Below are 22,412 nucleotides of genomic sequence, written 5' to 3'. Positions count from 1 at the left end.
GTCCGGCGCCGCACCGCAGCCGTCCCCGGTCGCGCTGCTCACGACGCGACCCCACTATCCGGAGATACACGTAACCATGACTGACACCTCGACCGAGCTGGCGCTGCTCCAAGGAGCGCGGCTCAAGGGACGGCTCACGCCCGAGACCGCGGCTGTGTTCGTGGGTGACGAAGGGCAGGCGCTCCTGCAGGAGCTCGAGGCTCGTGGACTCCTTAAGGCGGGTGCCGCTGGAGCACGCCTCACGTCAGAGGGCAAGGAGCGGCTGGCGTCCCTGCTCGGCGAGGAGCGTGAGACAGCCGGGGTGGGCACACTGACCGGGCTCTACGCCGAGTTCGACGAGCCCAACCACACGCTCAAGGAGGTAGTCACCGCCTGGCAGCTGCGTCCTGGCGGGACAGTGAACGACCACTCCGACGCTGACTACGACCGGGAGGTCCTGGGCCGCGTCGAAGCGGTGCACGCTGTGGCTGCGCCGCTGGTCGAGCGGATCGCTGCGGAAGTGCCCCGCCTGGCGACATACTCCCGACGACTGGCTGCAGCCCTTGCGCGGCTGGATGCGGACCACCGCTTCTTGGCCAACCCGCTCGTGGACAGCTACCACCAGGTCTGGTTCGAGCTGCATGAAGACCTTCTCGGGCTGCTCGGCCTGGATCGCGAGGACGAGGCCAAGGCGGGCCGGGCCTAGTGGAACCAATCCTGCTCGACGGTTCTGTTGAGCTCGACCGCGACCTCGTCGGTGGTAAGGCGTGGGCTGTGAACCACCTGCGCCGGCTGGGGTTGCCGGTGCCGCCCGCCTTCGCCCTGGGGACGGATGTCTGTCGTACGACACTGCAGGATGGGGCGCTCTCCGTAGAGGCGACCAAGGCGCTCGACGTCGGGGTGCGACACCTGCAATCCGTCCTGGGCCGCTCGTTCGGCGGCGCGGAGAGCCCGCTGTTCGTGTCGGTGCGCTCGGGTGCAGCCCGCAGCATGCCCGGCATGATGGACACGGTCCTCAACGTCGGCGCGACGGCCACCACCCTGGCTGCCCTGGCAGAGGAGCATGGCGCCGAGGTGGCGGACGACGTGGGTGTCAGGTTCCTCCATCTGTTCGAGAAGGTCGTCGGCACCGTGCCGCCGGAGGACCCCTTCGAGCAGTTACTCGCGGCGGCCGAGGCTGTGTTCAGGTCGTGGATGTCTCCGCGTGCGACGGCCTACCGCCGTCACCACGGCCTTCCCGACGGCGGTGGGACGGCGGTGACCGTCCAGGCGATGGTGTTCGGCAACTTCGACCAGTGGTCCGGCACGGGGGTGCTGTTCACGCGCAACCCGCTGAGCGGCGCCCGCGCCCCGCTGGGTGAGTGGTTGCCGCTGGCGCAAGGCGAGGACGTCGTCTCCGGGCGGGTCACGCCACTCCCTCTGGATGCGCTCGCGCGCAGCATGCCCGAGATTCACGCGGAGCTGCTTGAGGCGGCGCAGCGGTTGGAAGCCGACGCCCGTGACGTCCAGGACGTGGAGTTCACCGTGGAGTCGGGTCGGCTCTGGCTGCTGCAGACGCGGTCTGCGAAGCGCTCTGCCGAGGCGGCTGTGCGCATCGCTGTCTCGATGCAACGGGAGGGGATCCTGACCACTTCGGAGGCGGTCGCTCGGCTTACGCCTGGCGACGTCGCTGCCATGCTTCGGCCCAGGGTCGATCCCGCAGCGGCCGCGGTCGCCACCGTCGTGGCGAAGGGCGAGCCGGCGTGCCCGGGCGTGGGGGTCGGCCTGGTCGTCGGTAGCGCGAACGAAGCCGAGGACCATGCGGACGCCGGCGAGGATGTCGTGCTGGCTACGCCCACGACCGACCCCGACGACGTGCACGGCATGGTCGTCGCCCGAGCGATCGTCACAGAGCTGGGTGGCTCCACCTCGCACGCCGCGGTGGTCAGCCGGGAGCTGGATCGGCCGTGCGTCGTGGGCTGCGGGGCGGGATTCCTTACGGATCTCGTCGGGCGTGAGGTGACCGTCGACGGAGGCGCCGGGCTCGTATACGAGGGCCGCCTTGCGGTCGTCCCTCCGGCCTCCGGCGACGACCCCGACCTGAGCCTGCTGACGCGGTGGCTCGGGGTCGAGTCGCCCGCCATGCTGCCGGCTGCTCTCGGTTACCCGGCGGACTGATCCTGCCTCGGGGACGTCCTTGCGTTGCTTGACAACGTTCGAAACCAATATAGGTTTAGACAGAAAATCTGTGACGGCTGTCACACCCCTCACTCGCGGCCGGCCCAGCGCTGTGAATAGACGACCGGCGCCGCCGGTCCAGGTAAGAGGAGCTCAATGCCCCACGTGTCCACGCCCGCACCGTTCTCGCGGCGCGGCGTCCTGCGTCCTGCAGCAGCAGCTGTTGCTGTCGGGACCTTTTTAGTTCTCGCCTTAGCCGGGTGTTCCAGCTCCGACGACGCCGGCAAGGATGCCGTCACCCCGACCGCGACGGGAAGCGCCTCCGCCGTGGTGGCGGCAGCCCAGGCAGAGGTGACGAAGCTGCTGCAGGCCCCGACGTCCATCGGGGTGACCGAGCCGTTGAAGAGTGCTCCGGGCAAGGGAGGCACGCTCGTCTTCCTCTCCTGCGAGAACGGTCTGTGTCAGGTGCTCGCCAAGGGTATGGGTACGGCGGCGAAGGCCGCGGGCCTCGAATACAAGAACCAGCCGATCAAGCTTGCAGACCCGGCGACGCTCATCGCCGGGATGCAGCAGGCCCTTGAGATGGACCCGAAGCCGGTGGGCGTGGCCTTCGCCGGCATACCGGAGGCCGTCTGGGGGAGCCAGGTCCCCGCGTTCCAGAAGGCCGGCGTGCCGCTCATCCCGATCGCTGTCGGTGAGACGACCGCGAGCCCGGTCGTCCCCGCAGGATCGCTTGACGGGCCCGCTGATGCTCGGACCCAGGCGATCGCGATCGCGAACTTCTTCATCGCGGACTCGCAGGGACGGGGCAAGTCGCTGATCGTGAACGTCCCGGACGTGGGCTCGCTCAAGATCGTGACAGACCAGTATGTGTCCACGGTCAAGTCGGGCTGCCCGGACTGCTCGGTGGGGACGGTCGACGTAACGCTGGCCCAGGTGGGCGGCGGACAGGTGGTGCCGGCGGTCGTGTCTGCACTCCAGCGCAACCGGGATGTGAAGTATGTGGTCACGGTGCAGGGCGAGTTCACGCAGGGCCTGCAAGCGGCGGTGAAGGCGGCGGGTCTTCCCGACGTCCAGCTGCTCGGCATCAACCCGGCCAAGTTCAACCAGCAGCAGGTGCAGACCGGCGAGGCGAAGGCGTTCACACTCCTGCCCTTCAACATCATGGCGTGGAAGGCCGTGGACGTCGCACTGCGCTATGCGCAGGGCATGTCCGTGGAACCGGGCGACGGTGCACTCCCGCTCCAGCTGCTCACTAAGGAGACGGTCGGGAGCCCGCAGGACTCGATCGACCGGCCCGAGGACTACGAGCAGCAGTTCAAGAAGCTGTGGAAGGTAGGGTGACCCCTCACGAGGTGGTGGAGCGGGCCAGCGGAGCTGGCCCGCTCCCGCCCAGCCTCCTCGTACGCGGCCTCAGCAAGAGCTTCGGCCCGACACGCGCGCTCGCTGACGTCGACCTACGGGTCGACGCCGGCACCGTGCACGCCTTGCTGGGGGAGAACGGCTCGGGGAAGTCCACGCTCATCAAGACGCTCTCCGGCTACCACCATCCCGATCCGGGCGGCAGCGTGGAAGTCGGCGGTCAGCCGCTGCAGGCCGGCGTTGCCTCCTCTGCCTACGACCTCGGCTGCCGCTTCGTGCACCAGGATCTCGGCCTCGTGGACACCTGCAGCGTGGCGGACAACGTCGCACTGACCGCGGGGTTCCCCACGCGCTGCGGTGCAGTGCGTCGCAAGGCCCTGCGGCGGCGCACGGAAGAGGCGCTTCAGCGTCTGGGCCTGGCGCTGGACCCCGATACGCTCGTGGGCGGACTGGCTGCCGCCGAGCGTACCGGTGTGGCTGTCGCAAGGGCCCTCGCGGACGCCGACAGGACCAGCGTGCGCCTGCTGGTCCTCGACGAACCAACGGCCACCTTGCCGGACACCGAGGTCAAACAGCTGCTGGCGGTGGTGCGGGCAGTGGCTGCGAGCGGCGTCGGTGTCCTGTATGTCACTCACCACCTGGACGAGGTGTTCGAGGTTGCCGATGACGTCAGCGTCCTGCGCGACGGCCGCAAGGTCGTGACCACCAAAGCAAGGGCCCTCACCAGGCGCGAGTTGGTGGAACATCTGGTAGGCGGCGAGCTGGAGGAGGTGAGCGCGGCGTCAGGCTCGTTGCCCACGGCGCACGCAGCTCCCGTGCTGCGTGTTCAGGATCTGTCGGCGGGTCCGCTGGTGACCGCGAACTTCACCGTCCGTCCGGGAGAGGTGGTCGGTGTCGCCGGTCTCACGGGTTCTGGGCGGGAGACGCTGCTCCCGGCGATCTTCGGTGCCATCCCGCGAAGCAGCGGCCGGGTCCAGATCGACGATGTGATCCTGGCTCCCGGACGACCAGACCGCGCGATCGCCGCGGGGCTCACGCTGCTGCCGGCCGATCGCGTTCGGCTGGGAGGCGTCATGTCGATGTCGGCGCGCGAAAACCTGACCCTGCCAGCCCTCCGGGCCCTCTGGCGCGCCCCGCGCTTACGGCGGCGACTCGAAGTCGCCCAAGCCCGAACGTGGTTCGAGCGGCTCGACGTCCGCCCGCGCGGCGCGGTGGACGCTCCCCTCGGGTCGTTCAGCGGTGGCAACCAGCAGAAGGTGCTGTTCGGCAAGTGGCTCAGATGTGCCCCTCGGGTTCTCTTGCTCGACGAGCCCACACAGGGTGTCGACATCGGCGCGAAGGCCGAGATCCACCGTCAGATCCTCTCGGCCGTGGAGACGGGGGCGGCGGCTGTCGTGAGCTCCTCGGACTATGACGAGCTGGTTGCCCTGTGCCGTCGCGTCATGGTGCTCCGCGACGGACGGTTTGTGGCCGAGTTGTCGAATGGCGCGCTGACCGTGGCCGAAGTGGCCCGCGAGGCGTTGGGCTCCGAGGACCGGGCAGCATGAGCGCCTCGCCGACCACGCGTCCTCGACCAGGCCTGGGCTTCGACCGTTTCTCCGGCCTGTACCTGTGGGCGCTCATCATCATCGTCTTCGGTATCTGGGTGCCAGACCTGTTTCTCACGATGGGCACCCTGCACTCGGTGGCCGCGCAACAGGCAATTGCGGCCATTGTGGCTCTCGCCGTCCTGGTGCCGCTCGCCGCGGGCGCCTACGATCTCTCCGTCGGTGCGACCGTCAACCTCGCGACCATCATCGTGACCGTCCTGCAGGCGGACAAGGGCTGGTCCATGTGGCCGGCCATCGGTGTCACGGTTGTCGCCTGCTTCGTCATCGGCGCCGTCAACGGCTTCGTGGTCGTGGTGCTGCGCGTCAACTCCTTCATCGCCACCCTGGGGGCGGCCTCGATCATCGCGGCACTTCAGTCAATCGTCTCTGGTCAGAGACAACCGCTTCCGCCCACGAGCCGAGCCTGGAGCGACCTCACTCAACGCGAGGTGCTCGGCTTTCAGATCGTCGTCCTGTACATGCTCGTGGTGGCCATCATCCTGTGGCTGGTGCTGTCGCAGACCCCGGTGGGACGCTATATCTACGCCGTCGGCGGGAATGCTGAGGCGGCTCGGCTGTCCGGCGTGCGGACGGGGACCTGGACGTGGTTCTCCCTCACGACGAGCGCGACGCTGTGCGGGATTGCGGGTGTCCTGTACGCATCCTTGTCAGGGCCGTCGCTGACGTTCGGCGGAGCGCTGCTGCTGCCAGCGTTCGCCGCAGTCTTCCTGGGGTCGACGCAGCTGCATCCGGGCCGCTTCAACGTGTGGGGGACGCTCATCGCCCTCTACGTCCTGGCCACCGGCATCAAGGGTCTCCAGCTCGTCACCGGCGTGCAGTGGCTGGCAGACCTCTTCAACGGTGTGGCCGTCATCACGGCTGTCGCCTTTGCGGTGTGGCGCCAGAGGAAGGCGCGCTCGAGGCGGGACGCGGCAGCCTCCCAGCGGAGCAAGGGAACGGGAAGTGCGGAAATGGATGTTGGAGGCGTGACTCCGGCGTCCGGTCAGCAGCCTGCGGCCGTGCGCTAACTGTTCGCGTGACTGGTGCCAGGACAGCACCGGGAGAGCGGCGACGAGAGGAATACGACCATGATCATGGAGCTGGCTGTCGAGCAGTGGGATCCGCTCCACAGCCGCAGCGCGCCCCAGGCTTTCTGGAGTACCTCGAACTTCGGTGAGGCGATGCCGGGTGTGATGACGCCTCTGGGATGGACGTTCTGGGGTCCGACGGCGGAGCGCGCCACCCGGGCGGCGTTCGGAAGCATGGGTGCGCTGACACGGAAGGAGAGCGGTTTCCCCGCCGACGAGCGGGACCGTGTGTGCAACGTCTTCTACGGCCGGGTGGCGGGCCGGGTGGACTTCCTGGTCGGGATCGGAGATCGCCTCCCCGGCACCTCGGGCGCGGCAGTGGCCGAGCAGGTGGTGGGTGCCATGCCGCCGGAGCTGGCGAGCAGCCCGAGCCGTCGTCGGTGGCCGGTCATCGCCCTACGCTTTCCCTACAGCTTCGCGACCATCGGGCGCAAGGTGCGCAGGGCGAACGCTGAGACGCAGCAGTGGTGGCTGGAGAGCGTCGGCAAGACGAAGGATCTCTCCCGTGCCGAGGCCATCCGGCAGTTTCACGAGGCCGCGCGGCGCTTCGAGCACAACGTGACTGTGCAGGGCATCCACGTCCTGTGCGCTGTGCAGCCGGTCTACGAGCAGCTCCGACGACTTGTCGAAGGCGCCGCCGTCGGGGAGGTGACGTCGTTCATGAGCGGGTACGGCGCACACGCGGAGAGCGCGATCGTGACCGACATGTGGGCCGCATCCAGGGACCGCCTGACCATCGAGGAGGTCGTGCGGCGACACGGTTTCCATGGGCCCCGCGAAGGTGAGATCTCAGGCCGTGTGTGGCGGGAGGACGACGCTGCATTGCGCAAGCTCCTGGAGGGCTACCGCGCGCTGGACGAGACCGCCGACCCTGCGCGCATCGAAGGACGGAAGCGACAGGCTCGTGAGGCGCTCGAGCGCAAGCTCCTGGCATCGTTGCCACGACACCGCCGCCCGGGCGCGCGTCTCGTCCTCCGCCTGGCGGCCAATGTCATCCCGCTGCGGGGGGTTGGCAAGGCCGCGTTCCTGCAGTCCCTCGACATGGCACGTGCAGCTGCGCGACGCATCGGGGAGCACCTCGTCGACGAGGGCCTGCTCGACGACGTCGAGGACGTCTTCTACCTGACGACAGACGAGATCGTCGCGCTTCCGCGCGATGCCCGTGAGCTGGTCGTCCGACGGCGTGAGCGCCGGGCCTACTACGAGACCCTGCAGATCCCGCCCGCGTGGCTGGGGCAGCCGGCCGCCCTCGACGAATCCGAAGTGGGGGACACCGCGCCGATCGTCGACGTGCTTGAGGGCGTTGGCGCAAGTCCCGGCACCGTCGAGGGAACGGTGCGCGTCGTGAGCGACCCCGATGACGCTGATGTCGAGCTGGGGGAGATCCTGGTCTCTCCGACGACCGATCCAAGCTGGGCCTCGATCATGTTCGTGTCCGGGGCCTTGGTCGTGGACATCGGCGGAGCCCTCAGCCACGCTGCGATCGTCGCGCGAGAGCTGGGTATCCCGTGCGTGGTCAACACCAGAGTCGGGTCCCAGGTCCTGCGGACAGGCGACCTCGTGCGGGTGGACGGCGCGTCGGGTCACGTGAGGGTTCTCAAACACGTCGATGCCTGACAGACCACAAATGAATCTTGATGTGTCTTGTCCTGATACCTAACCAATGTTAGATTCGGATTGGTGGGACGACCTTCGAAGGGACGGCTGATGGGAACACTCGACGGGCGGGTGGCGATTGTGACGGGTGCCGGCCGCGGGATCGGCGGCTCCGTCGCGCGACTGTTCGCGCGGGAGGGCGCGGCTGTAGTGGTAAACGACATCGGTGCTTCTCTGAACGGCCTGGAAAAGGACGGGAGTCCGGGTGAGGACCTCGTCAGGGAGATCCAGGACAGTGGGGGCACCGCCAAGGTGAATGGTGCGGACATCTCGGACCACGAGGCCGCCCGTGACCTCGTCGAGTCCACCATCGAGGAGTTCGGCAAGCTCGACGTGCTCGTGAACGTGGCGGGCATCCTGCGCGACCGGATGATCTTCAACATGGCCGAGGAAGAGTGGGACGCTGTCATCCGGGTCCACCTCAAGGGGCACTTCAACACGATCCGCCCGGCCGCTTCCTACTGGCGACAGCTCGGTGACGCGGCGGCCAACCACCGAATCATCAACTACACCTCTCGGGCGGGCCTGCACGGCGCCCCGGGCCAGCCCAACTACTCAGCCGCGAAGATGGGCATCGTGGGACTCACCTACTCGTGCGCCGTGGCCCTGAAGAAGTACGGCGTTACGACGAACGCGATCTCGCCGGCGGCTGCGACGCGCATGACGGACACGGCCAAGAAGTCGGGAGTCGACGGACCGGGAACCGACAAGCTGTCCCCGGACAACATCGCCCCCATCGCTGCCTGGCTGGCTTCGGAGCAGTCGGCGTGGTGCAACGGTCACGTCATTCACGCGCGAGGTCTTGAGGTGTCCCTGTACAGCGACCCGCAGCCACTGGTCACCGTAAGCGCAGAGGGCGAGGCCTGGGATCTGTCCACGATCGGCAAGCAGGTGGAACAGGCGTTCCGACCAGTCACGGACGCCGCGCCGGCGAATCCCTTCGTCTGACCGGCTGTGACCATCCGACGCAAGGCCTTCATCGCTGGGGCCTACGAGCATCCTGGACGAGAGCTGCCCGACAGGTCCATCGCGCAGATCCATGCGGAGGTGGCTCTCGGGGCACTGGCTGACGCCGGTCTGACGTTGGCCGATGTCGACAGCTACTTCACCGGAGGGGACGCGCCGGGACTGGGTGGCCTCGCCATGGCGGACTATCTCGGCCTCTCGGTGCGCTACATGGACTCCTCCGACATGGGGGGCTCGGTTTACCTCAGCCACGTCGGGCATGCTGCTGCCGCGATCGCCACCGGGAAGTGCAGCGTCGCCCTCATCACCCTCGGCGGCCGACCGCGTACCACGGCGTTGCGCGCACCCGGTCAGCTGATGGGCGCTCCGCCCGAGGCGGCCTTCGAGCCCGTCTTCGGCATGAACGTCAGCGCGGTCTACGCGCTCGCTGCGGCGCGCCACATCCACGAGTACGGCACGACCAGCGAGCAGCTGGCCGAGATCAAGGTGGCCGCCTCGTCTCATGCGCAGCACAACGAACGTGCACTGCTACGCAAGGTCGTCACCGTCGAGGACGTCGTGAACAGCCCGATGGTGAGCAGCCCGCTGCACAGGCTCGACTGCTGCGTCGTCACCGACGGGGGCGGCGCCCTCGTTCTCGTCAACGAGGACATCGCGAAGAGCCTGGACCGTCACTGCATCGCGGTCCTGGGGCACGGGGAGGCCATCGAGCACACGAAGGGCGGCTGGCAGGACGTGACGGTTACCGGAGGAGTCCGGTCCGGTCGCGATGCCTTCGAAGAGGCGGGCGTCAGCCGTAGCGACATCGACTACGTCGGGCTGTACGACTCGTTCACGATCACGGTCCTGCTGGCGCTCGAGGACCTCGGTTTCTGCGACAAAGGCGAGGGCGGCAAGTTCGTGCTCGGCGGAACCCTGCAGGCGCCGTTCGGCAAGCTGCCGTTCAACACCGACGGTGGTTCGCTCTGCAATAACCACCCCGCCAACCGAGGCGGCATGACGAAGATGATCGAGGCGGTCCGCCAGCTGCGCGGGGAGGCATACGCTGCCGTGCAGGTACCTGACTGCGAGATCGCCCTGGCGCACGGCACGGGTGGCTGGCTGTCCACGCGGATGGGCAATGCCACCGTCATCCTCGGCAGGGAGGACGTATGACAACGGGCGCGGGGCTGCCGGCCCCGATACCGGAAGTGCAGCCGGAGACAGCAGCATTCTGGGAGGCGACATCTCGCGGTGTGCTGCTCGTCCAGCGCTGCACGGCCTGTAGCACGTCCGTGTGGTACCCGCGTTTCCTGTGTTCGAACTGTCACAGTGACGAGTTGGAGCAGGTCGAGGCTTCCGGGCGCGGAACGGTGTACAGCTTCACGCTGACGACCCGAGGGATCCTCGAGTACAAGGATTGCGGTCCCTACGTGCTCGCCCTCGTCGAGCTCGAGGAGGGCCCGAAGATGCTCACCAACATCGTGGAGTGTGACCCCGAGACGCTCGCCATCGGACAGCCCGTGCAGGTGGTGTTTCACGACACGGGAGCTGGTTCGGCGTTGCCACGCTTTCGTCCGGCGGTTTGACGGTGGGACAGCGCTTCCCGGTGGAGGAGGGTCATGTCATGGCCTTCGCCCGCGCGGTTGGGGAGCCCATGCCCTCGCCTGAGCGGGTCGTGCCTCCCACTTTCACGGCGACCTCGATCCAGCATGATCCCGAGCACATGCGGGGCATGTGCCCCACGGGTGCGCTGGCTGTCGCTCCTGTGGGCGGTGGTGAGCTGCTCCACGCCGAGCAGCACTTCGAGTACTTGCTGCCCGTTCATCTCGGTGACGTTCTCGATGTGACGGAGGAGTACGGCAGGCGCTGGACCAAGAACAGCAAGCGCGGAGGCGAGCTGTTGTTCACCGAGCTCGTGAAGGAGCTGCGCAACCAGCACGGCGCAGTTGTCGTGCGGTCGCGGATGGTGCTGGTCGAAACTCCGCCGACGTCAGCGAGCGTCGATGAACGTCCTGCCTGAGGTCGGCCAGGTCCGCAGCATGGTCGTGTGCGCCGAAGTGACCAGAACGCAGATCGTGCAGTACGCCGGGGCGTCCGGCGACTTCAGCCCGTTGCACACCGACGAACCGGCGGCCAGGGCCGCGGGTAACGCGTCGATCATGGCGCACGGGATGATGACGATGGCTTTGAGCAGCCGAGTTGTCACCTCGTGGTTTGGTATCGAGTCGCTGCGCACGTTCGGCGTCCGATTCACGGCGCCCGTGTGGCCGGGGGACCGGCTGACCACCACGGCCACCATTGCCGCGGTCGACATTCACGGTTCCTGCGCTCGGGTACAGATCACCCTGAAGACGACCAACGACGATGGCCGACTGGTGCTGCACGGCGACGCTGCTGTGGCGATTGACTTCGGTTCAAAACAGAAGTAGAAAACAGAAATGGTCACACCATGGGAACATCCGCACGCCACGGCAGTGCGTAACCTCATGCGGGCCTTCACCGAACGCGACCGCCCCACGATCGAGGCGCTCCTGGCGCCTGGCTGTGTGTGGCGGGTCCCGGGAAACAATGCGCTCGCCGGTGAGTATGCCGGACGTGCGGAAGTCATGGGCCTGTTCGGCATGATGCGGCGGATCCTGACCCGGCCGGCCACCTTCGAAGTAATTGACATCGCGATGAGTGACGACCGGGCGATCGTTTTTCAGTATGGCGTCATCACGATCGGTGATCGCGTCCTGCGCATGAAGGAGTGCCTCATCTACCGTTTCGAAGCGGACTTGATTGCCGAGGTGGACGAGTTCCAGTACGACCAGGCGGCCTTCGACGCCGTCTTCGCCGTCGGCCTGACCGCGGGGAGTGGTCCTACGTGAAGGCCCTGCCACACCGCACCCCCCGTGAGGCCCTTGCGCGGGTGCCCAACGGAAGTCACCTGGTGTCGGCTCCTGGCATGGGCGCCCCGACGACGCTGCTCGACGCCTTGAGTGAGGTAGCGCCCGGACGCGGCTGGACGCTGTCATCGGGACTGCTCCTCAGCGGTTACCCGTTCGTCGACGCCGTGACAGCGGGGGAGATGACCTATCGCACCTGGCATGTCATGCCTCCGATCCGCGACCTGGTCGCCGAAGGGGTCATCGGCTACGTCCCCGCTCGGGCCTCGCGTCTTGGGGCCCTGCTCGAGCGCTGGCGCGTCGGAGTTGCCCTCGTGCGGGTAAGCCCACCGGACGCTCGAGGTCATTGCTCGCTCGGGCCCTCTGTCAGCTATGGGCTGTCGGCGCTGCATACAGCACAGACCTTGATTGCTGAGGTCGATGCCAGCGTGCCCCGGACTCACGGTGAGTCATGTGTGCATGTGTCGATCTTCGATTCGCTCATCGAGTCCGTAACGCCGTTGCCGACTTATACCTCCGCGAAGCCGGACGAAATCTCCACGGTGATCGCCAGGAACGTCCTGCAGCTGCTTCCAGGGAACCCCACGCTCCAGATCGGCATCGGCGCCATCCCCGAAACGCTCGTGCGTTCCCTGGCATCGGCTGACCTGGGCAGTGTGCGTTTCGTCGGCATGGCGACAGACGAAATGGTGGACCTCTTCGCGGCAGGGATACTCAGTGCCGGTGATGTGGTACCCACCCCCGCCGTGCTGAGCCCCGACATGATGGGCACGCAGAAGCTGCTCCGGTTCAGCGACGACAATCCTGCCATCGGGATGTATCCGTCGTCGGTCTCACATGACGCCACCCGGCTGGGAGAGATCGAGCGCTTCGTGTCCATCAACACGGCGGTCGAGGTGGACCTGGCCGGGAACGTCAACAGCGAGACCGTCAATGGCCGCCAGATCTCCGGTACCGGAGGAAGCCTGGACTATGTGGACAGTGCCACGCGGTCGCCTGGCGGCATGCGTATCATTGCCCTCCCGTCCGCCTCCTCCGGAGGAAAGGTGTCGCGGATCGCAGCATCGGTCCGGACGGTCACCATCCCACGCACGATGGTCGACGTGGTCGTGACCGAGTACGGGGTGGCTCGCCTGGACGGCCGGACCACGCGCGAGCGGGGAGAAGCCCTCATCGCAATCGCACACCCTGACCACCGCGATGCACTCCGAGAGGCGGCCCCCTGGTGACCACCCACACGCGGCGAGGGCGCTACCTCGACGAGCTTGTGGTCGGCGACGTGTATTCGCATCGTCCGGGACGCACCGTCACCGACACCGACAACGTACTCTTCACGACCCTCACCATGAATACTCAGAGCCTCCACCTGGACGCCGACTATGCTTCGCGCACCGAATTCGGCAAGGTCCTCGTGAACAGCCTCTTCACGATGTCCACCGTCGTCGGTCTGAGCGTCGGCGACCTCACGGAGGGCACGACGGTGGCCAACCTCGGCTTCGGCGAGATCGTCTTTCCGGCCCCGGTATTCGTCGGAGACACGCTGTTCGCGGAGACCGAGGTCGTCTCCGTCCGGGAGTCGTCCTCTCGCCAGGGGCAGGGTGTCGTCGAGTTCGAGCACCGGGGTCTCAACCAGAGGGGCGAGCTCGTCTGCCGTGCCCGTCGCGTGGCACTCATGCTGGCGGCGCCCACTGGTGAGAGCCGTGGTCAGACGCGTTGACGCATTCGAATCTGAGGCAGATTATGTACGCCAGCGTCACCGAAACGTTGTTGGCCGCTCGCGGCCGAGGCACCAGGACGGGGAGCAGGCATGACGGACGAGACCTATGACTACGTCGTTGTCGGTGGCGGTTCTGCTGGCGCCGTCGTCGCCAGTCGCCTCGCGGAAGGGGGCGCCCACATCCTGCTCCTCGAAGCCGGCAAGAACGACCGTCGTCGTTTGGAGATCCTGGTCCCCGCCGGCGTCGCGGTCGCCTATGAGAAGCACAACTGGAAATACCCTGCCGAGCCGGATCCTTCCCGCGGCAACCGCCCAGAGGCATGGATGGCGGGCAAGGTGATGGGTGGAGGCGGGTCGATCAACTCCTGCGTCTACGTCCGCGGCAACCGAGCCGACTACGACGGCTGGGCCGAGTTGGGCTGCAAGGGGTGGGACTACGAATCCGTGCTGCCGGCCTTCAAGCGCATCGAGACCTGGGAAGGGGGCGAGAATTCCTTTCGCGGCGGCAGCGGTCCCATCTCCGTAACCACGCAATGCAACCGAGGCCAGGCCAACATGGCCTTTGTCGAGGCGGCCAAGCAGGCCGGATACCCCGAGACCGCGGACTACAACGGCGAGACGCAGGACGGCGTAGCTCTGGCGCAGGTCAACCACCGCCGCGGCACCCGCTCCTCGTCCTCGCGTGAGTACGTCAAGCGTATCGCTCCGAGGAACCGGCTGACCGTGCGGACGCAGGCCACGGTGGCGCGCGTTCTGCTCGAGGGCAAGGTAGCCGTCGGCGTGGAGTACGAGCACAAGGGCGACGTGAGGCGAGCCCGTGTCCGGCAGGAGGTCGTACTCAGCGCTGGCACCATGGCAACGCCGAAGCTACTCATGCTCTCAGGCATCGGACCCTCTGCGCACCTGCGTGAGCACGGCATCGACCTCGTGCACGACCTCCCCGGCGTCGGCTCGAACCTGCACGAACATGCCTACCTCATGCAGCGTTACCACGCGAAGATCCATACTTTCAACAAGCCGAGGGTCGGCGACGTGCTCGGAGGCCTCAAGGACTACGTTCTGCACGGCACCGGCGTGCTCGCGCTCACGATGGTCCAGGTCCAGGTCATGGCCAAGACAGACCCTTCGCTGCCGGCACCGGACGTGCAGCTGCAGTTCACCCCCATCGCCATCACACGCGACGTCGACGACAACGGCATGTTCAACGTTCAGCCGGCCAAGCAGGAGGGTTTCCTCGCCTCTTCGACCTTTACCCACACCCGCTACCGCGGTCGAATCAGCCTGCGCAGCGCAGACCCGATGGAGCCGCCTCGGATCGAGATGCAGCTCCTCGGGCATCCCGATGACCTTCGCGACACGCTGCGGGGTCTGCGACTGGTTCAGGAGGTGATGGAGCAGCCCGCCATGAGGGAGATCACCGCCGGGCGCTTCGCCCCCGAGTCGGAGTGTCGAACGAATGCGGACTGGGAGGCGTACGCGCGTGGCAATGTCGTCCCGTCCTACCACCCGGTAGGCAGCTGCAAGATGGGTGTCGATGGCGACGCGGTGGTCGACCCCGAGCTACGAGTGCACGGCATCGGTGGGCTGCGCGTGATCGACGCCTCGGTCATGCCGAAGGTGACCACGGGCAACACCAACGCACCGTCCATCATGATTGGTGAGCGCGGGGCGGATTTCCTGCTTGGCCGTTCTTGACCCGCACTGCTTGATGATGCTGGTCGAGCGATCGTACTGGAGACAGTCTTCCGTAGTACCCGGCTTCCGTAGTACCCGGCGCCGTCGGTACATCGCCATGATGTTGCAAGCCCGACGGCCTGGGGGCATGCCGACCGGCGACAGGGCTGCGCGCCATGAGCGCCGATCAGTCAGCGACCGGCTGCACGCCCCGAACAGGGGTGCTGACCCCACTGGGACAACAGCGGAGGCAGGCGAGGCAGCCGGTCGGCGAGGTTACTCGGTTACTTCGGCCCGAAGCGCTGGGCCCCGTCAATGCGGATGGTCTCGCCGTTGATGTAATCGTTGCCGACGAGGAACGACACCAGATCCGCGTACTCGTCGGCGCGTCCCATGCGCTTGGGGAAGGGAACGGATTTTCCCCAGGTCTCGTGGGCGGTCCCCTCGTCCAGCTGAAAGGCGGGTGTGAAGAAGGTGCCGGGAGCGATGGTCACCACCCGGATCCCCACGGCAGCGAGGTCACGTGCCGCGACCAGCCCCAGTCCGACAACGCCGCCCTTGGCCGCGCTGTAGTCGCTCTGCCCGATCTGGCCTTCGAATGCTGCGATGCTGGCCGTGTTGACGACGAGACCCCGCGCACCGGAGTCGAGCGGCTCGAGTGTCGCCATGGCCGCTGCGACCTGCCGGAGAAGATTGAACGTCCCTGACAGGTAGATACGGATCGTCCGATCGAAAAGCTCCTGCGGTATGGGTGCGCCACTCCGGTCCAGGATGCGCTGCTGAGCAACGGGTCCGGCGTGCGCGCAAACGGAGACACGCAGTTCCCCAAGCTCCGAGGCAGCCGCGATGGCCTGCGTCACGGACTTTTCGTCCGTGACGTCGGTTCGCACGAAGACAGCGGCCTCGCCAAGGTCCTGGGCGAGTGCCTTCCCTCGATCTTCCGCAAGGTCGGCGATCACCACCCGCGCGCCGTCGGCTACCAGCCGGCGTACCGTCGCCTCGCCGAGGCCGCCGGCCCCCCCGGAAACGAGCGCTGCCTTGCCACGGATCTCCACTGATGTCCTCTCGTCGATGGTGGTCTAGCGGGCCAGCCAGATCGGCGAGCGCTTCTCTGCGAAGGCTCGTGGGCCCTCCTTGGCGTCTTCCGACAGCGCCAGTACCGCGAACTCCCGCTCGGTGAGCGCCCAGAGGCTGTCCTCGTCGTGCCGGGCGCCGTCATCGGCGCCGTAGGCGATCCTCTTGCTGGCCTGGACAGCGAGCGGGGCGTTGGCGGCGATCTGCGCCGCTAGGCCCATCGCGGCGTCAAGGGCCCCTCCGGCCGGCACTACGCGATTGATCAGACCCCAGCGCAACGCGTCTGTGGCACTCATCGGTTCACCTGTGAGGAGCAGCTCGAGGGCGACGCGGTGAGGGAGCTGTCGGATCAGGCGGAACGCACCTCCCGCTCCGGCGACCAGCCCCCGCTTCACCTCGGGGAGCCCGATCGTCGCCGTCTCGACGGCGACGACGAGGTCGCATGACAGCGCGAGTTCGGTCCCGCCACCGAGTGCGGCGCCGTTGACCGCGGCGATGGTGGGCTTGGACGTGAAGTGGTTGGCGAAACCGGCGATGCTCCAGTGCTCCCTGCCGACCGGCAGGATGCGTTCGCCACGCATGATCGCCTTGAGGTCGGCGCCCGCGCTGAAGGCCTGGTCACCCGCTCCGGTGAGGATGATCACGCGGACGTCTGGATCACTGTCTGCAGCCGCCACCGCGTTCCCCACCAGCAGGCAGACATCGTGGTCGACCGCGTTGCGGGCGTCGGGGCGGTTGAGCGTGATCACGACGACATGGTCGTGGCTGGAGACCAGCACTTTGCCGGGGTCACTCACCTCAGGCATCGTGCTCCTCACAGCAGTTCGAAGATGGTCGCATTGGCTTGACCGCCGCCCTCGCACATGGTCTGCAAGCCGTAGCGGATGCGGTTGTCGCGCATGTGGTGCAGCAGCGTGGTCGTGATCCGGGCGCCTGACCCGCCGACCGGGTGCCCGAGCGCGATCGCGCCCCCGCGGGGGTTCACGATCGCGGCGTCCGCTCCGATCTCGGCCAGCCAGGCCAACGGCACCGAAGCGAAGGCTTCGTTGACCTCGAAGGCGCCGATGTCATCCACCTTGAGGTGCGCACGCTGCAGAGCCTTGCGGGTGGCAGGGATCGGCCCCGTCAGCATGACGACCGGGTCGTCACCGATCACGACCGACGTGTGAACGCGCGCCAGTGGCTCCCAGCCGTGGTGGCGAGCGATCTCGCTGGTGGTCACGAGCAGGGCGGCCGCACCGTCGGTGATCTGGGACGAGTTGCCTGCTGTGACCACGCCCTCCTCCTTGAAGGCCGTCCTGAGTGCTGCCAGAGTATCGAGCGTTCCACCGCGCCGGACGCCCTCATCCCGCTCCAAGCCACCTACCGCCACGATCTCCCTGTCGAACGCCCCAGAGTCCAAGGCGGCGGCGGCCCGGGCGTGGGACTCGAGCGCGTATTGGTCGAGGTCGTTGCGGCTGAGTCCCCATCGCTCGGCGATGAGCTCCGCCCCGAGGCCCTGATGCGGCGTGGCGCCGAAGCGCTCCTGCCAACCCGTACCGCCGTACGGGTCTCCCCCGATGGTGAACGCCAGGCCCATGGGGATGCGCGACATGGACTCCACGCCACCGGCGACGGCCACGTCGTAGTGGCCGGCGATCACCCCAGCCGCGGCGAAGCTGAGTGCCTGCTGCGAACTCCCGCAGGCACGGTCGACCGTCACACCTGGCACGTGCTCGGGCCAACCTGCCGACAACGCGGCTGTGCGGGCGATGTCTCCGGTTTGCTCGCCGACCTGCCCGACGCATCCCCAGACCACGTCGTCGACGAGCGCGGGGTCGAGATCGGCGCGTCCGGCGAGCTCGCGCAGCACCGTGGCGCTGAGGTCCGCCGGGTGCACATCGGCCAGCCCCCCTCCGCGCTTGCCCAGCGGCGTACGGACGGCTTCGACGACGACGGCGTCTCGCATACGGCTCCTTGCGGCACGGCCCCTCGGCTGCGGGGCTTGTTCTGGAGACAAATCTAAACCATAGTTGAATCGATGCTGCAAGGGTCTTTGGGCAGCGGAAAGGAGCTGAGGTGATGGGCAAGGCGCTCAGGGTGGCCGTCGTCGGTGCAGGGCCTGCCGGCCTCTACACCGCGGACGCCCTCCTGTTCCAGCGGGACGTGCCGGTCGAGGTCGACGTCTTCGATCGCCTACCCACCCCCTTCGGCCTGCTGCGCTACGGCGTGGCTCCTGATCATCTCAAGATGAAGTCGCTCACGAAGGTGCTACAACGCACCCTCGACGACGACCGGGTCCGCTTCTTCGGCAGTGTCGTTATCGGCAAGGACCTCACGGTGGAGGAACTCCGCGCCCGCTACCACGCCGTGGTCTATGCGTTCGGAGCATCCACGGACCGCAGGCTCGGCGTCCCAGGTGAAGCCCTCCCAGGCTCGGCCTCCGCCACGCACTTCGTGCACTGGTACTCGGGGCACCCTGACGTTCCCGCCGACACCTTCCGCCTTGACGCGGAGGCTGTGGCCGTCGTCGGCGTCGGGAACGTGGCCATTGATGTCACGCGAATGCTCCTGAAGGACGCCGGGGCCCTTCGCCGTACTGACATCCCCGACCCGGTGCTGGACGTTTTGGCAGCGAGCAAGGTCCGCGAGGTGCATCTGCTCGGTCGTCGCGGTCCGGCCCACGCGAGCTTCACGAGCAAGGAGCTCAGGGAACTCGGCAACCTCGAGGGTGTCGACGTCGTCGTCGACCCGGCACAGCTCGAGCTCGACGATGTCACCGCTGCACGCTGCGCCGACAACCCCGACGTGCAGCGCAACCTCACGATCCTCCGGGAGTGGTCCGGCCGCCCGAGGTCCGCAGCGGCCCGGTCGCTGCACATTCGGTTCTGGACGCGCCCTGTCGAGCTCAGGGGCGAGGGCGCCTTGCAGGCGGTCGTGCTGGAGGAGACGACTCTCTCCGGCGCTGGCGCCGTCGTCTCGACCGGGCGGTGCGCCGAGATCCCGGTCCAACTGCTTCTCCGCTCGATCGGCTATCGCGGTGTGGCTGTCTCGGGTGTCCCGTTCGACGAGGAGCGCGGCACGGTTCCCTCCGTCGACGGGCGGGTGTCGCGCGACGGCGCGTCGCCTCCCGGTGAGTACGTTGCCGGCTGGATCGGGCGCGGCCCCGTCGGTGTCCTCGGCACAAACAAGTCCGATGCCGAGGTGGTCGTACAGCGGTTGCTCAGCGACGCAGCCTTTCTGACAGCCGGGTCCTCCCAGCTCTCCGACGTCACGACACTGCTTCGCGGGCGCAAGGTGGCGTTCGTCGACTGCTCCGGATGGGGTGCGATCGATGCGGCCGAGATCGCCCGGGGGGCCGAGCGTGAGCGGCCGCGCGCGAAGATCGCCACGTGGGCGGAACTGCTGGTGGCGGCACATTCGGCTGACGTCGTCTGAGTCTCGCGGACGAGACGGAAAGAAGGTCTGGTGGATGGAGTCGACCTTGCGGCACTGCTGTTCCGGACGACGCTGGGAGGGGTGATGCTCGCGCACGGGTGGAATCACCTGTTCGGGCCGGGTGGTGTTGACGGCACTGCTCGCTGGTTCGGCAGCATGGGCCTGCGCCCTCCACGGGTGCATGCGCTGGCCAGCGGCTCGATCGAGTTGGCGTCAGGTGCAGCGCTCCTTCTGGGCCTGCTGACGACGCTCTCGTGCGCAGCGGTGATCGGCGTGATGACGGTGGCATTCGTAACCGCACACCGGCGCAACGGGTTCTTCATCTTCAAGCCAGGCCAGGGCTGGGAGTACGTCGCGGTGCTCGCCGTCGTCACAGCGGCGCTGGGAGCCTTGGGGCCCGGTGAGGTGTCGGTGGACCAGCTGCTGGGGTTTGCTGACGAGCTGGACGGCGGGCTCGGCCTGCTCGTGTCGGCTGGGCTCGGGCTGGCCGGCGCCGCCGTGCTGCTGGCGGTCGCCTGGAGACCGGACCCACCTGCATGACGAGGTCAACCGCTGCACTAGTCGTTGAATGCAACTTAGATTCTCGCCCGAGAAGCGTGCTGGGGTCACGTCAGTGGTCTCACGGAGAAGGACTGTCATGACAGCGCAGGTACAAGAGCAGGCACAAGAGCAGGGCACGACGGGACCTGCCCTGATCGAGGTGCGCTGCCCCGCAGACGGGCGGCTCATCGCGTCGGTCCCCGATGAAGGTCCGGAAGGCGTAGCCGCAGCCGCAAAAAGGTTACGGGAGGCGCAGCCGGCGTGGGAGGACTTGGGTCCTGATGGTCGCGCCAAGCACATGTTTCGCTTCCTCGACTGGATCCTGGACAACGAGAAACACCTTGTCGGCCTCATGCAGGAGGAGACTGGTAAGTCCTGGGGCGACGCGGGCCTCGAGGTTGCTATGGCGGTGGACCTCATCAACTACTACGGCAAGCACGCCAAGGAATTCCTCGCCGACCGCAAGGTGAAGTCCTGGGGTGCTGCCGGTATGACGAAGAACCTGAGAGTTTTCGCGCGCCCGTACCAGCTCGTCGGAATGCTCACCCCTTGGAACGGGCCACTGGGTGGCCCCATGCTCGACGGCGTACCCGCGCTCATGGCCGGTTGCGCAGTCCTGTTCAAGCCATCGGAGTTCACGCCTCTGACCTGGGCGGAAGCAACCCGCGGCTGGCTCGAGGAGGTACATGCCCCCCCAATCCTCGCGAACATCACAGGTGGGCCCGGGACTGGAGCGGCGGTCGTGGAGGAAGTCGACATGGTCGCCTTCACGGGTTCCACCAGGACCGGTCGCAAGATCGCGGCAAGGGCTGGGGATCGTCTCATTCCCTGCAGCCTTGAGCTCGGAGGCAAGGATGCGATGGTCGTGCTTTCCGACGCCGACCTTGAACGTGCCACCAGCGCGGCCGCTTGGGGTGCGATGTGGAACTCGGGTCAGATCTGCATTTCCGTCGAGCGCTGCTACGTCGAGGAGCCCGTGTACGACGCGTTCGTCGAAAAGGTGACACGGAAGGTCAAGACCCTGCGACAGGGCATGGACCCCGACGGTAGTTACCAGACCGACATCGGCTCGATGGAGAACGCCAACCAGCTGGCCATCGTTGAGAGCCACGTCGAGGACGCCGTGCGCAAGGGAGCCAAGGCCCTCACGGGCGGCAAGCGCGGGGCCACCGGCTTCTTCTTCGAGCCGACCGTTCTCGTCGACGTCGACCACTCGATGCAGTGCATGCGGGACGAGACCTTCGGTCCAACTCTGCCGATCATGAAGGTGGCGGACGAAAAGGAGGCCATCCGGCTCGCGAATGACTCGCCTTACGGGCTGTCGTCGAGTGTCTGGAGCAAGGACCGCAAGCGCGCCGACCGTGTTGCGCGACAGATCGAGGCCGGCGCCATCAACATCAATAATGTCATGATCAGTACGTTCCAGCTGCCTCTGCCGATGAGTGGTTGGAAGACCTCCGGTGTCGGAACACGGTCGGGTGGAGCTGCCGGCATCCTCAAGTACTGCCGTCAAAAGTCCGTGGTCTCCGAGAAGGTCCGCCTGAAGTCGGAGCCGCACTGGTATCCGTACAAGAAGAAGAACAGCGAGCTGCAGGCCAGAATGGTCCGCCTGCTCGGAGCACACGACTGGCGTCGGCGACTGGGGCGCCCACCGAAGCGATGAGATCTCCCATAAGGCAGGCCGCGGGGCCGTGACGAGGCTCGGTGTCCCGCGGGGTACCTCGATCTCCTCGTGGCCGGATGTCGGTAGGGGCTGCGTCGGCCACGAGGAACCAAACTGTCGTCCAAATTCACGAAGGCCGGCGGCGAAGTCCCCGGATGACCAGGGCTGCCACCTCGTCGAGTGGATCAGACGTGTCCATTCAGGGGTCGCGTCGGTGGGCCGCTGAGCCGTGTGGAAGCGTTGGGGCGACACCCGAATTTGGTGCTTGATCTGCCAGCCGTGACGGCGATGATCCTGGTTCGTGTCTGCTGCGCCGCCTGGGTCCTCACCGTCGCCGTCGGAGGTGGAGGTTCTCCGGGAGGCGAACGCCCGGCTGCGGCAGGTGATCGAGACTGCGGACGAGCGGCATCGGGCGGAACTGGCCGCGGAGCGTGCCGTACGGGAGCGGCTGGCCGCCGCGTGGGAGCGGTGAGCCGCCCAGCTGGAAGTACGGATCGCCGAGCCGGAACGCCGGCTGTGGATGAACAGCGGTAACTCCTCGACTCCACCGTCGAAGGATCCGATCGCGGCGAAAGCGCAACGGAAAGCGGCCCGGGCTGCTTCCCAGCGGGAACGGTCGAAAGACCGCCGGCCAGGCGGTCAGCCGGGGCATGCCGGGGC

At 67.2% G+C, this 22,412-nt stretch carries 23 protein-coding genes; 20 read left to right on the top strand and 3 right to left on the bottom strand.

Going from position 1 to position 22,412, the window contains the following annotated elements; genetic code table 11:
• The 15 genes from AC5LSR_RS05455 to AC5LSR_RS05385 form a co-directional block, all read left to right on the top strand.
• Window positions 1-685 (top strand): hypothetical protein (locus tag AC5LSR_RS05455; protein ID WP_493468222.1); only part of this gene is annotated, 685 nt, incomplete at its 5' end.
• A complete protein-coding gene (locus AC5LSR_RS05450) occupies window positions 685-2,136 on the top strand; it encodes a pyruvate, phosphate dikinase (RefSeq protein ID WP_493468221.1) in 1,452 nt (483 codons plus the stop codon). The genes AC5LSR_RS05455 and AC5LSR_RS05450, both read left to right, overlap by 1 nt.
• A gap of 156 nt (window positions 2,137-2,292) precedes the next feature.
• Window positions 2,293-3,480 carry a sugar ABC transporter substrate-binding protein gene (locus tag AC5LSR_RS05445; RefSeq protein WP_250289442.1) on the top strand — a complete coding sequence of 396 codons (1,188 nt, stop codon included), beginning with the start codon at window positions 2,293-2,295 and terminating at the stop codon, window positions 3,478-3,480.
• Complete coding sequence (locus tag AC5LSR_RS05440) at window positions 3,477-5,045, top strand: sugar ABC transporter ATP-binding protein (protein WP_250283614.1); 1,569 nt, start codon at window positions 3,477-3,479, stop codon at window positions 5,043-5,045. Before AC5LSR_RS05445 ends, AC5LSR_RS05440 begins: the two co-directional genes overlap by 4 nt.
• A complete protein-coding gene (locus AC5LSR_RS05435) occupies window positions 5,042-6,115 on the top strand; it encodes an ABC transporter permease (RefSeq protein ID WP_250283616.1) in 1,074 nt (357 codons plus the stop codon). Before AC5LSR_RS05440 ends, AC5LSR_RS05435 begins: the two co-directional genes overlap by 4 nt.
• A 324-nt stretch (window positions 6,116-6,439) precedes the next feature.
• Window positions 6,440-7,792, top strand: coding sequence for a PEP-utilizing enzyme (locus AC5LSR_RS05430; RefSeq protein ID WP_493464520.1), 1,353 nt, complete (start codon window positions 6,440-6,442; stop codon window positions 7,790-7,792).
• Between the two features lie 90 nt (window positions 7,793-7,882).
• The gene (locus AC5LSR_RS05425) at window positions 7,883-8,779 is read left to right on the top strand and encodes an SDR family NAD(P)-dependent oxidoreductase (RefSeq protein WP_131790745.1); all 897 of its coding nucleotides are present in this window, start codon (window positions 7,883-7,885) and stop codon (window positions 8,777-8,779) included.
• Between the two features lie 6 nt (window positions 8,780-8,785).
• The gene (locus tag AC5LSR_RS05420) at window positions 8,786-9,952 is read left to right on the top strand and encodes a thiolase family protein (protein WP_250283620.1); all 1,167 of its coding nucleotides are present in this window, start codon (window positions 8,786-8,788) and stop codon (window positions 9,950-9,952) included.
• Window positions 9,949-10,365 carry a Zn-ribbon domain-containing OB-fold protein gene (locus tag AC5LSR_RS05415; protein ID WP_131790747.1) on the top strand — a complete coding sequence of 139 codons (417 nt, stop codon included), beginning with the start codon at window positions 9,949-9,951 and terminating at the stop codon, window positions 10,363-10,365. The genes AC5LSR_RS05420 and AC5LSR_RS05415 overlap by 4 nt, the downstream gene beginning before the upstream one ends.
• Window positions 10,366-10,367: 2 nt before the next feature.
• Window positions 10,368-10,799 carry an FAS1-like dehydratase domain-containing protein gene (locus AC5LSR_RS05410; RefSeq protein ID WP_493464521.1) on the top strand — a complete coding sequence of 144 codons (432 nt, stop codon included), beginning with the start codon at window positions 10,368-10,370 and terminating at the stop codon, window positions 10,797-10,799.
• Window positions 10,783-11,208: a MaoC family dehydratase gene (locus AC5LSR_RS05405; protein ID WP_445548172.1), complete on the top strand. Its 426-nt coding sequence runs from the start codon at window positions 10,783-10,785 to the stop codon at window positions 11,206-11,208. Before AC5LSR_RS05410 ends, AC5LSR_RS05405 begins: the two co-directional genes overlap by 17 nt.
• A 9-nt stretch (window positions 11,209-11,217) precedes the next feature.
• Window positions 11,218-11,649, top strand: coding sequence for a nuclear transport factor 2 family protein (locus AC5LSR_RS05400; protein ID WP_250283627.1), 432 nt, complete (start codon window positions 11,218-11,220; stop codon window positions 11,647-11,649).
• Between the two features lie 41 nt (window positions 11,650-11,690).
• Complete coding sequence (locus AC5LSR_RS05395; RefSeq protein WP_493468220.1) at window positions 11,691-12,896, top strand: acetyl-CoA hydrolase/transferase family protein; 1,206 nt, start codon at window positions 11,691-11,693, stop codon at window positions 12,894-12,896.
• Window positions 12,893-13,384, top strand: coding sequence for a MaoC family dehydratase (locus AC5LSR_RS05390; protein WP_250283631.1), 492 nt, complete (start codon window positions 12,893-12,895; stop codon window positions 13,382-13,384). Before AC5LSR_RS05395 ends, AC5LSR_RS05390 begins: the two co-directional genes overlap by 4 nt.
• 90 nt (window positions 13,385-13,474) lie before the next feature.
• Window positions 13,475-15,079, top strand: a complete 1,605-nt coding sequence (locus AC5LSR_RS05385) for a GMC family oxidoreductase (RefSeq protein WP_250283633.1) — start codon at window positions 13,475-13,477, stop codon at window positions 15,077-15,079.
• Between the two features lie 263 nt (window positions 15,080-15,342).
• Here AC5LSR_RS05385 and AC5LSR_RS05380 read toward each other — a convergent pair whose 3' ends face one another.
• Genes AC5LSR_RS05380 through AC5LSR_RS05370 form a run of 3 tightly spaced genes read right to left on the bottom strand, consistent with a single transcriptional unit; the run spans window position 15,343 to window position 18,080 of the window.
• A complete protein-coding gene (locus AC5LSR_RS05380) occupies window positions 15,343-16,113 on the bottom strand; it encodes an SDR family NAD(P)-dependent oxidoreductase (protein WP_131790153.1) in 771 nt (256 codons plus the stop codon).
• A 24-nt stretch (window positions 16,114-16,137) separates the two neighbouring features.
• Entirely contained in the window at window positions 16,138-16,938 is an 801-nt protein-coding gene (locus tag AC5LSR_RS05375) for a crotonase/enoyl-CoA hydratase family protein (RefSeq protein WP_250283635.1), read from the bottom strand.
• Window positions 16,939-16,946: 8 nt separating this feature from the next.
• Entirely contained in the window at window positions 16,947-18,080 is a 1,134-nt protein-coding gene (locus AC5LSR_RS05370) for a thiolase family protein (RefSeq protein ID WP_250289446.1), read from the bottom strand.
• A gap of 113 nt (window positions 18,081-18,193) precedes the next feature.
• Here AC5LSR_RS05370 and AC5LSR_RS05365 point away from each other — a divergent pair, with 113 nt between their 5' ends.
• From AC5LSR_RS05365 to AC5LSR_RS05345, 5 genes are all read left to right on the top strand, one after another.
• Entirely contained in the window at window positions 18,194-19,549 is a 1,356-nt protein-coding gene (locus AC5LSR_RS05365) for an FAD-dependent oxidoreductase (protein ID WP_250283648.1), read from the top strand.
• Window positions 19,550-19,579: 30 nt separating this feature from the next.
• Window positions 19,580-20,089: a DoxX family protein gene (locus AC5LSR_RS05360; protein WP_250283638.1), complete on the top strand. Its 510-nt coding sequence runs from the start codon at window positions 19,580-19,582 to the stop codon at window positions 20,087-20,089.
• Window positions 20,090-20,186: 97 nt separating this feature from the next.
• A complete protein-coding gene (locus tag AC5LSR_RS05355) occupies window positions 20,187-21,752 on the top strand; it encodes an aldehyde dehydrogenase family protein (protein ID WP_250283640.1) in 1,566 nt (521 codons plus the stop codon).
• A 343-nt stretch (window positions 21,753-22,095) separates the two neighbouring features.
• The gene (locus AC5LSR_RS05350; protein ID WP_445548357.1) at window positions 22,096-22,224 is read left to right on the top strand and encodes a hypothetical protein; all 129 of its coding nucleotides are present in this window, start codon (window positions 22,096-22,098) and stop codon (window positions 22,222-22,224) included.
• Between the two features lie 9 nt (window positions 22,225-22,233).
• On the top strand, window positions 22,234-22,412 hold a 179-nt coding region (locus AC5LSR_RS05345), incomplete at its 3' end, for a DUF6444 domain-containing protein (protein ID WP_493468227.1).

The organism is Protofrankia sp. CiP1_Cm_nod4 (assembly GCF_982290645.1).
This window is presented reverse-complemented; position numbering and strand designations above follow the sequence as displayed.

What these genes read in the sequence shown, in the direction of transcription:
- AC5LSR_RS05375 (WP_250283635.1), bottom strand. Translation starts at nt 16,938, where the DNA reads ATGCCTGAGGTGAGTGACCCCGGCAAAGTGCTGGTCTCCAGCCACGAC.
- AC5LSR_RS05435 (WP_250283616.1), top strand. Translation starts at nt 5,042, where the DNA reads ATGAGCGCCTCGCCGACCACGCGTCCTCGACCAGGCCTGGGCTTCGAC.
- AC5LSR_RS05400 (WP_250283627.1), top strand. Translation starts at nt 11,218, where the DNA reads ATGGTCACACCATGGGAACATCCGCACGCCACGGCAGTGCGTAACCTC.
- AC5LSR_RS05425 (WP_131790745.1), top strand. Translation starts at nt 7,883, where the DNA reads ATGGGAACACTCGACGGGCGGGTGGCGATTGTGACGGGTGCCGGCCGC.
- AC5LSR_RS05365 (WP_250283648.1), top strand. Translation starts at nt 18,194, where the DNA reads ATGGGCAAGGCGCTCAGGGTGGCCGTCGTCGGTGCAGGGCCTGCCGGC.
- AC5LSR_RS05370 (WP_250289446.1), bottom strand. Translation starts at nt 18,080, where the DNA reads ATGCGAGACGCCGTCGTCGTCGAAGCCGTCCGTACGCCGCTGGGCAAG.
- AC5LSR_RS05415 (WP_131790747.1), top strand. Translation starts at nt 9,949, where the DNA reads ATGACAACGGGCGCGGGGCTGCCGGCCCCGATACCGGAAGTGCAGCCG.
- AC5LSR_RS05405 (WP_445548172.1), top strand. Translation starts at nt 10,783, where the DNA reads ATGAACGTCCTGCCTGAGGTCGGCCAGGTCCGCAGCATGGTCGTGTGC.
- AC5LSR_RS05385 (WP_250283633.1), top strand. Translation starts at nt 13,475, where the DNA reads ATGACGGACGAGACCTATGACTACGTCGTTGTCGGTGGCGGTTCTGCT.
- AC5LSR_RS05355 (WP_250283640.1), top strand. Translation starts at nt 20,187, where the DNA reads ATGACAGCGCAGGTACAAGAGCAGGCACAAGAGCAGGGCACGACGGGA.
- AC5LSR_RS05445 (WP_250289442.1), top strand. Translation starts at nt 2,293, where the DNA reads ATGCCCCACGTGTCCACGCCCGCACCGTTCTCGCGGCGCGGCGTCCTG.